The sequence below is a fragment of the Paraburkholderia sp. J11-2 genome, assembly GCF_905220185.1.
In the GTDB taxonomy this organism is placed as follows: domain Bacteria; phylum Pseudomonadota; class Gammaproteobacteria; order Burkholderiales; family Burkholderiaceae; genus Paraburkholderia.
In genome coordinates this window covers 233803-245859 of the sequence record NZ_CAJMYY010000008.1, presented here as the reverse complement: position 1 = coordinate 245859, position 12057 = coordinate 233803, and the positions used below count along the sequence as shown (strand labels likewise).

General features: G+C 66.0%; 14 protein-coding genes. 9 read left to right on the top strand and 5 right to left on the bottom strand.

Annotated elements, in window-relative coordinates; all coding sequences use genetic code 11:
• Window positions 1–403 precede the first annotated feature (403 nt).
• The 4 genes from hpnC to U5A57_RS13930 all read left to right on the top strand — a co-directional run bounded on the left by hpnC (window position 404) and on the right by U5A57_RS13930 (window position 3240).
• On the top strand, window positions 404–1273 hold the full coding sequence (hpnC, locus tag U5A57_RS13940; protein ID WP_321911692.1) for a squalene synthase HpnC: 870 nt from the start codon (window positions 404–406) through the stop codon (window positions 1271–1273).
• Window positions 1270–2448 carry a glycosyltransferase gene (locus tag U5A57_RS13935; protein ID WP_321911689.1) on the top strand — a complete coding sequence of 393 codons (1179 nt, stop codon included), beginning with the start codon at window positions 1270–1272 and terminating at the stop codon, window positions 2446–2448. Before hpnC ends, U5A57_RS13935 begins: the two co-directional genes overlap by 4 nt.
• Before the next feature lie 242 nt (window positions 2449–2690).
• Window positions 2691–3017, top strand: coding sequence for a type II toxin-antitoxin system Phd/YefM family antitoxin (locus tag U5A57_RS41680; protein WP_415774618.1), 327 nt, complete (start codon window positions 2691–2693; stop codon window positions 3015–3017).
• Window positions 2968–3240: a type II toxin-antitoxin system RelE/ParE family toxin gene (locus tag U5A57_RS13930; protein ID WP_321911687.1), complete on the top strand. Its 273-nt coding sequence runs from the start codon at window positions 2968–2970 to the stop codon at window positions 3238–3240. The genes U5A57_RS41680 and U5A57_RS13930 overlap by 50 nt, the downstream gene beginning before the upstream one ends.
• A gap of 52 nt (window positions 3241–3292) precedes the next feature.
• Here the strand turns inward: U5A57_RS13930 and U5A57_RS13925 are convergent, their stop codons facing one another.
• On the bottom strand, window positions 3293–3964 hold the full coding sequence (locus U5A57_RS13925; protein ID WP_321911685.1) for a hypothetical protein: 672 nt from the start codon (window positions 3962–3964) through the stop codon (window positions 3293–3295).
• Between the two features lie 131 nt (window positions 3965–4095).
• The gene (hpnA, locus tag U5A57_RS13920; RefSeq protein ID WP_321911684.1) at window positions 4096–5118 is read right to left on the bottom strand and encodes a hopanoid-associated sugar epimerase; all 1023 of its coding nucleotides are present in this window, start codon (window positions 5116–5118) and stop codon (window positions 4096–4098) included.
• A gap of 128 nt (window positions 5119–5246) precedes the next feature.
• Between hpnA and U5A57_RS13915 the strand changes: the two genes are divergently transcribed.
• Entirely contained in the window at window positions 5247–5543 is a 297-nt protein-coding gene (locus U5A57_RS13915; RefSeq protein ID WP_158760811.1) for an acylphosphatase, read from the top strand.
• Window positions 5544–5609: 66 nt separating this feature from the next.
• Here U5A57_RS13915 and egtD read toward each other — a convergent pair whose 3' ends face one another.
• Window positions 5610–6614, bottom strand: a complete 1005-nt coding sequence (gene egtD / locus U5A57_RS13910; protein ID WP_321911680.1) for an L-histidine N(alpha)-methyltransferase — start codon at window positions 6612–6614, stop codon at window positions 5610–5612.
• A 472-nt stretch (window positions 6615–7086) separates the two neighbouring features.
• Here egtD and rarD point away from each other — a divergent pair, with 472 nt between their 5' ends.
• A complete protein-coding gene (rarD, locus tag U5A57_RS13905; RefSeq protein WP_321911678.1) occupies window positions 7087–7980 on the top strand; it encodes an EamA family transporter RarD in 894 nt (297 codons plus the stop codon).
• An 18-nt stretch (window positions 7981–7998) separates the two neighbouring features.
• Here rarD and U5A57_RS13900 read toward each other — a convergent pair whose 3' ends face one another.
• Window positions 7999–8547: a DUF962 domain-containing protein gene (locus U5A57_RS13900; RefSeq protein ID WP_321911677.1), complete on the bottom strand. Its 549-nt coding sequence runs from the start codon at window positions 8545–8547 to the stop codon at window positions 7999–8001.
• A gap of 125 nt (window positions 8548–8672) precedes the next feature.
• Here U5A57_RS13900 and U5A57_RS13895 point away from each other — a divergent pair, with 125 nt between their 5' ends.
• The 3 genes from U5A57_RS13895 (at window position 8673) to U5A57_RS13885 (ending at window position 11544) form a co-directional block, all read left to right on the top strand.
• Window positions 8673–9404, top strand: coding sequence for a Crp/Fnr family transcriptional regulator (locus U5A57_RS13895; RefSeq protein ID WP_321911676.1), 732 nt, complete (start codon window positions 8673–8675; stop codon window positions 9402–9404).
• Between the two features lie 177 nt (window positions 9405–9581).
• The gene (locus U5A57_RS13890; RefSeq protein ID WP_321911674.1) at window positions 9582–10223 is read left to right on the top strand and encodes an HAD family hydrolase; all 642 of its coding nucleotides are present in this window, start codon (window positions 9582–9584) and stop codon (window positions 10221–10223) included.
• A 79-nt stretch (window positions 10224–10302) separates the two neighbouring features.
• Window positions 10303–11544, top strand: a complete 1242-nt coding sequence (locus U5A57_RS13885; protein WP_321911671.1) for a dienelactone hydrolase family protein — start codon at window positions 10303–10305, stop codon at window positions 11542–11544.
• 22 nt (window positions 11545–11566) lie between these two features.
• Here the strand turns inward: U5A57_RS13885 and U5A57_RS13880 are convergent, their stop codons facing one another.
• Window positions 11567–11827, bottom strand: coding sequence for a hypothetical protein (locus tag U5A57_RS13880; protein WP_321911669.1), 261 nt, complete (start codon window positions 11825–11827; stop codon window positions 11567–11569).
• Between the last annotated feature and the right edge of the window lie 230 nt (window positions 11828–12057).

Here is a 12057-nt window from a genome sequence, read left to right as displayed (position 1 = left end):
TGCCGCGTCAGGCGAGCGAATCGGTAAAAATGACCTGATCGCCGGCGGCTGTCTAATTATTAAGGATGCAAAAAGTCCGCCAAAGGGTGACGGAGTAAAAACTAGACGCGCATTTTAACCCCTTCGCCTTTCGTTTGCTGTGCAGCGCACTCGCGGGTGCTGCGTGCGCGCGACGGTGGCGCCCGGGCCGCGTCTATTTTTTCCCGAAAAGCCCCCCGCGTGGCGCTCTTGCGGCATGCGTCACGGCCTGCGCAAAGCGTGTCGCGCCTGCCGCACAGAACGGTACGCGAAGCCGGTGCGTCGGCGTTGCGCGGTGCAACATGCTCCGGGAACCCTTAAAATATCGCGTCCTGCGGGTCGCCTGGATGGCGCCCGAGGATACGACCCCATTCTGGACGCCTCGATGGAACCCGACCACTACGACGATTTTCCGGTAGCGCGCGTACTGCTGCCGAAGGTGCTGCGTGCGCCTGTCGGCGTGATCTACCACGTCGCGCGCACGCTCGATGACATCGCGGACGAAGGCGACTGGAGCCCCGAAGAGCGCCACATGCGCCTCGCCGATTTTCGCGAGGGCCTGAACGCGGTGGCCGAAGGCCGCCCGGCGCGCGTCCATCCCATGCTGTTCGCGAAGCTCGCCGAGGTGGTGCGCGAGTGCCGCCTGCCGCTCGCACCGTTTTACGATCTCGTCGCGGCGTTCGACCAGGATATCGACATCACACGTTATGCCGACCGCTTCGAGCTGCTGGACTTTTGCCGGCGCTCGGCGAATCCGGTCGGCCATCTGATGCTGCATCTGATCCACGAAGCGACGCCCGACAATCTCGCCGATTCCGACGCGATCTGCACCGCCTTGCAGCTCGTCACGTTCTTGCAGGACGTGAGCGCCGACTGGGCGCGCGGCCGCATTTACCTGCCGCTCGCCGACCGCGAGCGCTTTGGCGTGACCGAAGCGCAGATCGCCGCCGGCAAGGTGGACGACGCCTGGCGCGCGCTGATGGCGCACGAGGTGGCGTGCGCGCGCTCGCTCATGTTGAGCGGCGCGCCGCTCGCGCTGCGCGTGCCGGGGCGCTTCGGCCTCGAGCTGTGCAGCGTCGTGCATGGCGGACTGCGCGTGCTCGAAATCATCGAGCGCGGCGGCTACGATGTGTTCCGCGCGCGGCCTGCGCTGCGCGCGCCCGACTGGGCCGTGGTGCTCCTGCGCACGGCGGCCATGTGGCTGTCGCGCCGCGTGGGCGCGCGCGCACCTTCGATCGAGAGTAACAACGCATGATTACGACCATTCTGTTTGCCGTTTCCTGTCTCTCGCTGCTGATCTGGCTCGTGCTGCTGTTCGGGCGCGGCGGCTTCTGGCGCGCCCGCCCGGCCGCACCGCTGCCGATCGTCGAGCCCGCGGCCGGCTGGCCTGCCGCGTGCGCGGTCGTGCCGGCGCGCAACGAGGCCGACGCGATTGGCGAGGCCGTCAGCTCGCTGCTCCAGCAGGATTACGGCGGCGAGTTCCACGTCATCGTGATCGACGACCACAGCACCGACGGCACCGCCGAAGCCGCCCGCGCCGCCGCGCTCGCGCTGCAGTGCCCGGAAAAGCTCAGCGTGATTACGGCGAAGCCGCTGCCGGCAGGCTGGTCGGGCAAGGTCTGGGCGCAGTCGCAGGGCATCGAGGCCGTGCGCACGCTCAAGCTGCCCGCGGACTACTTGCTCCTCACCGACGCCGACATCGGCCATCCGCCCGAAGCGCTCGCGCAGCTTGTGGTGCGCGCGCAGGCCGAAGGCCGCGACCTCGTCTCGCTGATGGTGCGGCTGCGCTGCGATTCCTTCTGGGAAAAGGCGCTGATCCCGGCGTTCGTGTTCTTCTTCGCGAAGCTCTACCCGTTCTCGTGGGTCAACAACCCGAAGAACCGCACGGCGGCCGCGGCCGGTGGCTGCATGTTGGTGCGCCGCCAGGCGCTCGAAGAGGCAGGCGGCATCGAGTCGATCCGCGCCGAGCTGATCGACGACTGCAGCCTCGCCGCGCGGATCAAGCATCGCGGCGAAGGGCATCATCCGATCCGGCTCGACGTCGCCGCGAAGAGCGTGTCGCTGCGCCCGTACGATTCGTGGAAGGACATCTGGAACATGATCGCGCGCACGGCGTTCACGCAGCTGCATTACTCGGCGTGGCAGCTCGCGGGCACGCTGCTCGGCATGACGATCATCTATCTCGCGCCGCCCGTGGTCGCGCTCGTGCTCGGGCCGAAGGGCTGGCCCGCGTGGATTGCCTGGGCGCTGATGTGCTGCGCTTACTCGCCCATGCTCGCCTACTACCGGCGCTCGCCGCTGTGGGCGCCGTTGCTGCCGCTCGTCGCGCTGTTCTATGTAGGCGCGACGTTCGCTTCGGCCTGGCGCTTCTGGCGGGGCAAGGGCGGTCAGTGGAAGGCGCGCGTGCAGGCGCCGGTGCAGGGGCGTTGATCTAGTCAATTTGATCCAAAATGGTTACTTTGCACCAAATTGACTTCTTTGGATCATTTGGTCTATTCTGTTTTGCAGCCGGGCATCGTGCACGTGAAGGGCATGGCTCTGCAGTCTTTGCGCTAGGTCCAAGTGGCACACGTTGAGTTCGCGCCGTCGCCCGATTAATCGATAAATTAATCGGGCCAGGCTCAGGACCACGCGCGGTCAAGCGCGGCGAATATCCCCTGAGAGAGGCAGCTATGAATAGCACTACCCTCGTAACTTACAGTGCGAGGGACGCCAAGACCCGTTTCGGCGAAGTTCTGGACGAAGCCCTTGGCCGCCCCGTAGGCATCACGAGGCACGAGCGGCTAACCGCATACGTGGTGTCGAAGCGCGACTTCGAAAGTCTGCGTGCGCGTGTCCAGGAGCTGGAAGAAAAGCTTTGGCTGATCGAAGCCGAGATCGCTCGCAGGGAAGGTTTCACGAGCAGCGACGAGGTTGCGGCGTTCCTGCGCGATGCCAGGAACTCAGTGAATGAACCTAAGGATCACGAAGCACGCACTGAAGGCCTGCCAAAGCCTTGATGCGAAGCAGTACCGCCAGGTCGTTTCCGCGATTCTTGCGCTTTTGAGCAATCCGGAACCCCACGACAGCCAGCCATTGCGTGGCGCAAACGCGGGCGAACGCAGGCTCGATGTTGGCGAATATCGTGTGGTGTACGCCATTGCCGGCGAAACGGTCGAGGTGCTCGTCGTGGGCAAACGCAACGGCGACGAAGTCTACAAAATCTGGCAACGCATGTCGTAATCGCAAAGAAGGGCGCCTCGGCGCCCTTTCTCTTTTGCTGTCCGCCCGCGCGTTAGCGCTGTGTGAGCATCATGTACATCTGCACGGCGATATCGGGCGAGAACGTGAACGGCACCCAGCCGTGGCCCGTGTGGCGCAACACCAGCAGGCGGTCGCCGTTGGATTGTTTCTGCACGGCCATCATCGGATTCTTCGTCGATGCGAAACGCCAGCCTTGCGGAATGCCCGGCGGCGGTTCGGGCTGCATCGAGGCGCGCGCGTTCGACAGCTCCTCGATCATCTGGCCGACCTGCAGCGCGTTGAGCGTTACCGTCTGGCCGCCGATCGTCAGCGTGATCTCGTTCTGCGACGGGCGCGCAACGTGCAGTTCGGGCTGCGCGGGCGCAGCGTTCGTCGCTTCGTTGGCCGCCTCGGCAGCGGGTTCGATGGCTTCGGCGGTTTCGGTCACGGTTGCACTTGCAGCTTCAACGGCTTCAACGGTTTCTGCGGCCGCGGGCGCGGCGGCGTCGGCATGGCGGTCAGCATCAACCGCGGCCGTATCGACGGCAACGGTTTGCGGCTGCTCAGCGACGGCTTGCTCCGCTTCGCTGCTTGCAACGGGAGATTCCTGCTGGGGAACTGCGGCGGCGCGTTCATCGGCGCGCGGTGCGTGCGCGGCGGCGGCGGCCTGAAGGAGCTGATCGACGCCCGCTTCGAGCACGCCAATCTGGTCTTGAAGATTCATGCGAGCTTCTCAGGTAAGACCCGCGATTCTACCCGTAGCTCACGCGCATTGCCCTTCAGGCGTTGTACGCATGTTGCAAGAAAAGTTGTAACAGTTTCCTCAGCCTGGCTCATTTCGCGTTCATTTCGCGCTTATTTCGCGTTCAGGTATCCCGCTTCGCGGAACCACGCGAGCGCATCCTTCAAGCCCTCGCGATACGGCCGCGCGCGATAACCGAGCTCGCGCTCCGCCTTCGCCGACGTGAAATACATCTTGTTTTTCGACATCTTGAGTGCGTCGACGGTCACGAACGGCTCGCGCTTCGTGAAGCGCGCCACGGCTTCCGCGCCCATCGCAAGCGGATAGAGCGGCCAGCGCGGCAGCGCGATCGTCGGCGGTTTGCGGCCCACCATGCCGGCGATGTCGGCGAGCATCTGCTGCAGCGGCAAATTCTCCCCGCCGAGGATATAGCGCTCGCCAATGCGCCCGCGCTCCAGCGCGAGGAAGTGGCCGTTCGCCACGTCGTCCACGTGCGCGAGATTCAGGCCGGTGTCGACGAAGGCGGGGATCTTGCCCGTCGCCGCTTCGACGATGATGCGGCCCGTGGGCGTGGGTTTCACGTCGCGCGGGCCGATGGGCGTGGACGGATTGACGATCACGGCGGGCAGGCCGTCGCGCTCGATCATGCGCTCCACGGCGCGCTCGGACAGCACCTTGCTGCGCTTGTACACGCCAATGGCCTGCTCGGGGGTGAGCGGCGAGGTTTCGTCGGCGGAGTTGCCCGAGCTCGTGACCTTGAGCGTGGCCACGCTGCTCGTATAGACGATGCGCTCCACGCCCGCGTCGAGCGCCGCGCGCATGGTGGCTTCGGCGCCTTCGAGGTTGGCGCGTTCGATTTCGTGCGGATCGGGCGCCCACAGGCGATAGTCGGCGGCCACATGAAAGAGGTAGCGCACACCGGCCAGGGCCTGGCGCATGGAGGCGGCGTCGCGCATGTCGCCGGTGACGATCTCGGCGTCGAGCGCTTCGAGGTTCTTGCGCGGGCTCGTCGCGCGCACCAGCACGCGCACGGCAAAGCCCTTTTCCTGCGCGATGCGGGCGACGGCCGAGCCGACGAAGCCGGACGCGCCGGTGATCAGGACGAGATCGCGGTTGGCGCGGGAGGTGTCGGTCATTACAGGGTCGTTTCCATGTTCGGTGATGGCGCTGCGGCGTGGCACGGATTGTACGTGGCGCGAGCCCGGCGCGTGTGCGCGTTGGCGTCTACAATGCCGACCGTAAAGCATGCATGGAGAAACGAACAATGAGCGAACCGGATCTGGATACGCGCCTCGAAACGTACTACGTGCGCGTGCGCGGGACGGTGCAGGGCGTGGGTTTTCGTCACGCGACAGTGCGCCAGGCGCACGCGCTGCGCATTCGCGGCTACGTCGCGAACATGGAGGACGGCTCGGTCGAAGCCGTGATCCAGGGCACGGCGAACCAGGTGGACCGCATGCTTTCGTGGCTGCGCCACGGGCCGCCGGCCGCACGCGTGAGTTCGGTGGAAAGCGAGGAGCGTGTGACCGAAAAACGTTACGAACGCTTCGAGCAACACTGAGAATCGCGCAATAAAAAAGCGGTGCGCCAGGTAACTGGCGCACCGCTTTTTCGTTCCTGGCGCCGCTTACTTCACGGCGAGCAGGCTCTCCGCGAATCCCCATTCCTTCTCGACCCACTGGCGCGTGCATGCGAAGCCCGCGTCGGCGGCGATCGCCGGGATTTCATCGGCGTGGTACTTGTGGCTGCTCTCGGTCCAGATCGTCTCGCCTGCACCGATCTCGACGGCGAGATTCGCCGCGTGCACCTCGGCGTGCACGTCGCGCTTCGCGCGCAGATGCATCTCGATGCTGCGCACGTCCGGATTGAAGCGCGCGACGTGCTCGAAGTCGCGCAGGTCGAAGTCGCCGTCCAGTTCGCGGTTGATGCGCGCAAGCAGGTTCAGGTTGAACGCGGCCGTCGCGCCAATGGCGTCGTCGTAGGCGGCGATCAGCGTATCGACGGGCTTCACGAGGTCGGTGCCGAGCAAGAGCGTGTCGCCGGGGCGCAGCATCGCGCGGATGTCGCGCAGGAAGCGCGTGGCCGCAAGGCGCGCGAAGTTGCCAATCGTGCTGCCGAGAAAGAGCACGAGCAGTTGCTCGCCTTCTTTGCGCTGGCGGCTCACCTCGGATAAACCAGCGAGATAGTCGCGCTCGTAACCGACGATCGAAATGCGCTCGATATCGGCCAGTTCGCGCCGGCACAGCTGCAGGGCGGTGCGCGAAATCTCGATCGGGCAGTAGGACGTTGGGCGCTTGCGGCACAGCGCTTCGAGAATGCGGCGCGTCTTGCGGCCGCTGCCGCTGCCGAGTTCGGCGACTTTCACGTCGGAGGGCAGCGCCTCGACGATCTCGGCCGCGTAGCGCGTGAGCAGACGCTCTTCGCTGCGCGTGACGCCGTACTCGGGCAGCACGGTGATGACTTCGAAGAGGGCCGAGCCGACTTCGTCATACAAATATTTCGAAGGCAATTCCTTTTGCGGCGAGCGCGTCAAACCCGCACGCACTTCGGCGGCGAATGTGCTGGCGGCGGGGGAAAGGGCGAATGCGCGGGCGGGGTCGACAACGGCGGGGCGGGGCGCAGAACGTAGCATGCGGGCTCCAGGGGGCGTTGGACGTTAGGGACGGCGTCGTGAAGCGTGAATCGCGGCGACCGGCGAAGGCGTGGCGCTCCGGGACAAGCGAGGCGCGGCTCCAGCGGCCCCGGTGAAATCTCGCTCGTCGAAGCGAATTCCAGCCGCGAATGCCAGCCAGTCAAGGCGCTGGCGGGCTGGCATGGCGAGACTTACGTTCTAGTCCATCGTTGCGCGATCTGCCGGACTAAATTCCTCGGCCAGTGCCTGGCCCGCAAGCGCGCACGGCATGTGCCCGCCTTGTCCGGCACGGGTTTGCGCCGCCTGCCGGCGTCAAAACGCGACTAGAATGCGGTCTCGCCGACGGCAACGCCGGCACGCGCCTTATTCAATAGCCAATTCAAATGACAACGTTTTTACCCGCGCGCGCGAAATTTACGCGCCGCGCCGCTCGCGATCTCTCCGCTTTTGCTTTCCTTACCCGCGTGTTCCGATGAACCAGTACGAACCCGGGCGCGGTATTGCGCTTTCCGTGGGCGCTTCGGCGCTGTTCGCGCTGATGTCGGCGTACACGCTCCTGCTCGCGCCGCTCGGCGGCCTCGATATTTTCGCGTGGCGCGTGATCTGGACCGCGCCTGGCGCGCTGGCCCTGCTGGTGCTGCGCCAGCGCGCGCCGCAATTGCGTGCGCTCGTCGCGCGCATGGTGCGAGAGCCGCGCACCGCGCTCGCGCTGGTGGCGAGCGCCGCGCTGCTGGGCTCGCAGCTGTGGGTGTTTCTGTGGGCGCCGCTACACGGACGCATGCTGGAGGTGTCGCTCGGCTACTTTCTGCTGCCGCTCATCATGGTGCTGGTGGGGCGCTTTTACTATCACGAGCGCCTCGAACCGCTGCAATGGCTCGCCGTGGCGTGCGCCGCCGTGGGCGTGGCGCACGAGTTGTGGGCCACGCACGCGTTCTCCTGGCCCACGCTGCTCGTCGCGTTCGGCTATCCGCCGTATTTCGTGCTGCGCCGCAAGATTCACGCGGACTCGCTCGTCACCTTTGCCGTGGAGATGCTGCTGCTCGTGCCGGTGGCGGTGCTCGAAGTGCGTGCGGGCGGCTCGCTCGCGCTGCTCGACGCGCACAAGTTTCTCGCCTTCGTGCTGCTGCCCGGACTCGGCGTGCTCAGCACCGTCGCGCTTGCGTCATACCTGAAAGCGAGCCGTCTGCTGCCGATGGCGCTCTTCGGCATCCTCGGCTATGTCGAGCCGGTGCTCCTCGTCATCGTTTCGGTCACGCTGCTGGGCGAGCATCTCGGCATGCGCCAGCTCGGGACTTACGTGCCGATCTGGCTCGCCGTCGCGCTCACGGCGGTGCACGCGGCGCGGCTCATACGGTTCGAGCGCTGAGGCTCGCTCAACGGCCGGTCACTGCCGCGCTTCCTGAGCGCGCGGCGGGTTGATGCGCGTAGGTCCCACCTTCGCCTCGATAGCCGCACGCAGCTGCGGGCGCCAGCCGAAGCTGAACAGCGCTTCGGCGAGCACGAAAAGCGGGCCGATGATGAGGCCGATGAGATCGTCGACGAAGGCCGGCTTGCGATGCTCCCACGCAATGTGCCCGACGAACTGGAAGATCCAGCCAACCACGAACAGGCCCACGCCGCCGGTTAGCCACGCGGCGGTGCCTTGCTGCGCGAGCCATGCGCCGAACGCCACGCACGCGGCGGAGACGACCGCCATCATGAGTCCGAGCGGCACGTCCAGCACGAGGTAGTAGATCGTTGCAGCGCCGAACAGCAGCCACGCAGGCGACACCGGAACCGGGAGGCCAAACGCCGCGAGCGCGATTGCCGGGCGCGAAAGCAGCACCGCAAGCGCGAGCACGATGAGCGGAATGCCGACGAAATGCGTACCGATGTTGCGCGCGTCGCGGTGATACGCCGCGTACTGGGTGAGTTGCTCGGTCAGGTTACGCATGGGTGTCTCTCTGTCTCCAAAATCATTATGATCGTCGGGCTTACGGGCGCAAACCTTCGGCTAGCCGACAATTGCGCCGATTGCGCCGCTTTTTGTGGGCCGCCTGGCCCGCTTGACCTGCCCCGATGCCTTCACGTTCCACCCCGCCAACCACCGCCAGTTCACCGTCCGCTGTCGCCGCGCTCGAGCGCAGCGCGTGGTTCCGCGGCGCGCCCGCACCGTTGCGCGACGCGCTGCGCGCGGCAGGGCGCGTGCGCACGCTGCAGGCAGGCGAGCGTCTCTTCATGCGCGGCGACCCGGACGACGGCATTTACTGCGTGCTGGAAGGCGCGGTGCGCGTGGGGGCGGCAAGCGTGGCGGGCCGCGAGGCGCTGCTCGCCGTTGTTGGGCCCGCACACTGGTTCGGCGAGATCACGCTCTTCGACGGCGGCGCGCGCACGCACGACGCCTACGCCGAGCGCGACGCCACGCTCTTTCACGTGCCGCGCGCGGCGCTCGTGGCGCTGCTCGACGCAACGCCTGCGTACTGGCACGCGTTCGGCTTGCTGCTCGCGCAAAAGCTGCGGCTGGCGTTCGACGCCATTGAGGAAAGCGCGCTGCTGGGTGCTTCCGCGCGCGTGGCGCGCCGGTTACTACTGCTCTCGAACGAATACGGGGAGGCGGCTGCCGCGCACGGCGCGGCGCGCGCGCGCCTCGTGATCAACGTGCCGCAGGAGGATCTCGCGCTGATGCTCGCGCTCTCGCGGCAAACCGTGAACCAGATCCTGCGCCAGTTCGAGCGCGAAGGGTGGCTCGCGTTGCGCTACGGCGAAATCGAGATCGTCGATGCCGCGGGCCTCGCGACACAAGCACAGTGATGCCAATGTTTCAGCATCAATACGCGTCCATATCGATTCACATTGATGAATTACATCAATATCAACGGAGCACTCGCACTTCGTTTGCAGCCACATCGCGTTTGCGCCGACAATGACGCGCGTTCGGCGCGCCCGGCCGCGTCGCCTTTCTCTTCCACGCACTGCTGATATCGCTTCATGAACGACCGCGTCATCGCCGCATTCGACTTTGATGGCACCATCACCACGACCGACAGCTTTCGCGCCTTCATGCTCGACGCCGCCGGCCCCGCCCGCTTCGCCGTCGCCGCGCTGCGCTGCCTGCCTTCGCTGATCGGCGTTCCGCTCGGCTGGTCGCCGCGCGGGCCGACCAAGGCGCGCTTCCTGTACGCCGCCATGGGGCCCGTGCGGCGCGAGGCGCTCGAAGCCGCTGCGCAGCGCTTCGTCGAGCGCCGTCTGCCCGCGCTGCTGCGCCCCGAAATGCTCGCGCGCGTGGCCGAACACCAGGCGCTCGGGCACGAGGTCGTGCTCGTGAGTGCGTCGCCGTCGATCTATCTGCGCATCTGGGCAAAGACGGTCGGCATCGACACCGTGCTTTCGAGCGAGCTCGAATGGCGCGATAGCGTGTATACGGGCCGTCTGGCGGGCAACAACTGCTGGGGCCCGGAAAAGGTCGCGCGACTGCGCGCGTGGTGGGGCAAGCATGCGCCCGCCACGCTCTACGCTTATGGCGACAGCCGCGGCGACAAGGAAATGGCCGAACTTGCACAGTACGCGTGGATACGCGGCGATTCGGCGTTGCCGCCGCTCGCGGCGGCGGGCGGCTTCGACACGGCGTGAAGGGTTCGGCGCGCTGCATCGGCGCGAGATCGACGCTAACCTAGCGCAACTAACCAGGACGAACGGAGGAGACACACCAATGAACGGACAATGGACCCAGGTGAAGTCGCATGACGGCGGCGAATTTCGCGCCTACACGGCGCTGCCGCCCGAGGGCAGCGGTCCCGGCCTCGTGCTGCTGCAGGAGATCTTCGGCGTCAACGGCTACATGCGCGCGCTCGCCGACCGCTACGCCGAGGAAGGCTACGTCGTGATGGTGCCGGACCTGTTCTGGCGTCTGGAGCCGAACGTCGATCTCGGCTACGAAGGCGCCGACGCGCAAAAGGCGTTCTCGCTCTACGAGCGCTTCGATGTCGACCTCGCGATGCAAGACGTGGCGCAAACGCTCGCCGCGCTGCGCGCGCATCCGCAGCATCGCGGCAAGGTCGGCACGGTGGGTTTCTGCCTGGGCGGCAAGCTCGCGTACCTGAGCGCGACGCGCACCGATGTCGATTGCGCGATCGGCTACTACGCCGTGGGGCTCGAAAACAATCTGGACGAAGCCGCGCGCATCACGCGCCCGCTCATGCTGCACTTCGGCGCCGACGACGCCTACTGCGACGCCGCCGCGCGCGAACGCATTGCAGCGGCGCTCTCGGACAAGCCGGGCGTCGAGCTGTATACGTACCCGGGCTGCGATCACGCGTTCGCTTCGCCGGCCCGCCCGCAGTACAACAAGCCGGCTACGATGATGGCGTACTCGCGCACGCTCGCCATGCTGCGCCGCGTGCTTGGCCCGATCTACGACTTCAACGCGCTGTGGGAAGAGCACTGCTATCACGAGTTCGTCGCGCGCAACCCGAGCGACGTGATGCCGACGATGGTCGCGCAACCCTACGTCAACCACATTCCCACGATGACGGGCGGTGTGGGCCACGACGAGCTCAAGCGCTTCTACACGCACCACTTCGTGCATTCGAACCCGGAAGACACGCGCCTGATCCCGATCTCGCGCACGATCGGCTCGGACCGCGTGGTGGACGAGTTCATCTTCTGCTGCACGCACGACCGCGAAATCGACTGGCTGCTGCCGGGCCTCGCGCCCACGGGAAAATACTTCGAAGTGCCGATGCTTGCGGTGATCTGCTTTCGCGGCAACAAGCTCTATAACGAGCACATCTACTGGGACCAGGCGTCGGTGCTCGCGCAGATCGGCGCGATCGATCCCACCGGCCTGCCGATCGCGGGCGCGCAAAGCGCGAAGAAGCTGCTCGACGAAACGCTGCCCTCGAACACGCTCATGGCGCGCGCCTGGAGCGAGAGCGAAGGCAAGCCGTTCTAACGCGCGCTGCGCGTAAGTGTTATCAATTGAACGGATTGTCGACGACGCCGGGCTTCTCGTCCGGCTCGTCGGCGACCTTCGCGGGCAGGTGCGGCTCGGCCTGCAGTTTCTTCACGACGTCGTCGAGCGCCGCCTTTAGCGCCAGTGCGGCGGCAAGGCCGCGCTTGTCGCGCGTAAGCTCCAGCGTGCCGGCAAGCGTCACGCGCGTCGTGCCGTTCGTGAGCGTGAGTGCGTCGCCTTGTACGTTGAGCACGTCGCTGTCGTTTGCGTATGGGTCGAACACCGTTTGATCCTCCTTCTGCGTGACGGGGGCGCGCCCCCTGGTAGCGGCGCGATGTCGGGGCCCGCATTATAGGGAGCCTGACGCGCCACCTTCAATTCTCTTCATCGATTCCTGTCTGTCGCTTCGTTTTTTCTGCCTAAGTTTGTGGCGGACTTGTCGCGTCAATGTCAAAGCCACACGCATACACGCCGCGCGCGCTGATGCAGGTCAATTCGCTCGCGCTAAACCAC

Bases quoted from the DNA above. Each gene is read 5' to 3' on its own strand.
- U5A57_RS13915 (WP_158760811.1), top strand. From the start codon at position 5,247: ATGAGCGAACCGGATCTGGATACGCGCCTCGAAACGTACTACGTGCGC.
- U5A57_RS13890 (WP_321911674.1), top strand. From the start codon at position 9,582: ATGAACGACCGCGTCATCGCCGCATTCGACTTTGATGGCACCATCACC.
- U5A57_RS13935 (WP_321911689.1), top strand. From the start codon at position 1,270: ATGATTACGACCATTCTGTTTGCCGTTTCCTGTCTCTCGCTGCTGATC.
- U5A57_RS13895 (WP_321911676.1), top strand. From the start codon at position 8,673: ATGCCTTCACGTTCCACCCCGCCAACCACCGCCAGTTCACCGTCCGCT.
- rarD (WP_321911678.1), top strand. From the start codon at position 7,087: ATGAACCAGTACGAACCCGGGCGCGGTATTGCGCTTTCCGTGGGCGCT.
- hpnC (WP_321911692.1), top strand. From the start codon at position 404: ATGGAACCCGACCACTACGACGATTTTCCGGTAGCGCGCGTACTGCTG.
- U5A57_RS13900 (WP_321911677.1), bottom strand. From the start codon at position 8,547: ATGCGTAACCTGACCGAGCAACTCACCCAGTACGCGGCGTATCACCGC.
- U5A57_RS13925 (WP_321911685.1), bottom strand. From the start codon at position 3,964: ATGAATCTTCAAGACCAGATTGGCGTGCTCGAAGCGGGCGTCGATCAG.
- U5A57_RS13885 (WP_321911671.1), top strand. From the start codon at position 10,303: ATGAACGGACAATGGACCCAGGTGAAGTCGCATGACGGCGGCGAATTT.
- hpnA (WP_321911684.1), bottom strand. From the start codon at position 5,118: ATGACCGACACCTCCCGCGCCAACCGCGATCTCGTCCTGATCACCGGC.
- U5A57_RS13930 (WP_321911687.1), top strand. From the start codon at position 2,968: ATGAACCTAAGGATCACGAAGCACGCACTGAAGGCCTGCCAAAGCCTT.
- U5A57_RS41680 (WP_415774618.1), top strand. From the start codon at position 2,691: ATGAATAGCACTACCCTCGTAACTTACAGTGCGAGGGACGCCAAGACC.
- egtD (WP_321911680.1), bottom strand. From the start codon at position 6,614: ATGCTACGTTCTGCGCCCCGCCCCGCCGTTGTCGACCCCGCCCGCGCA.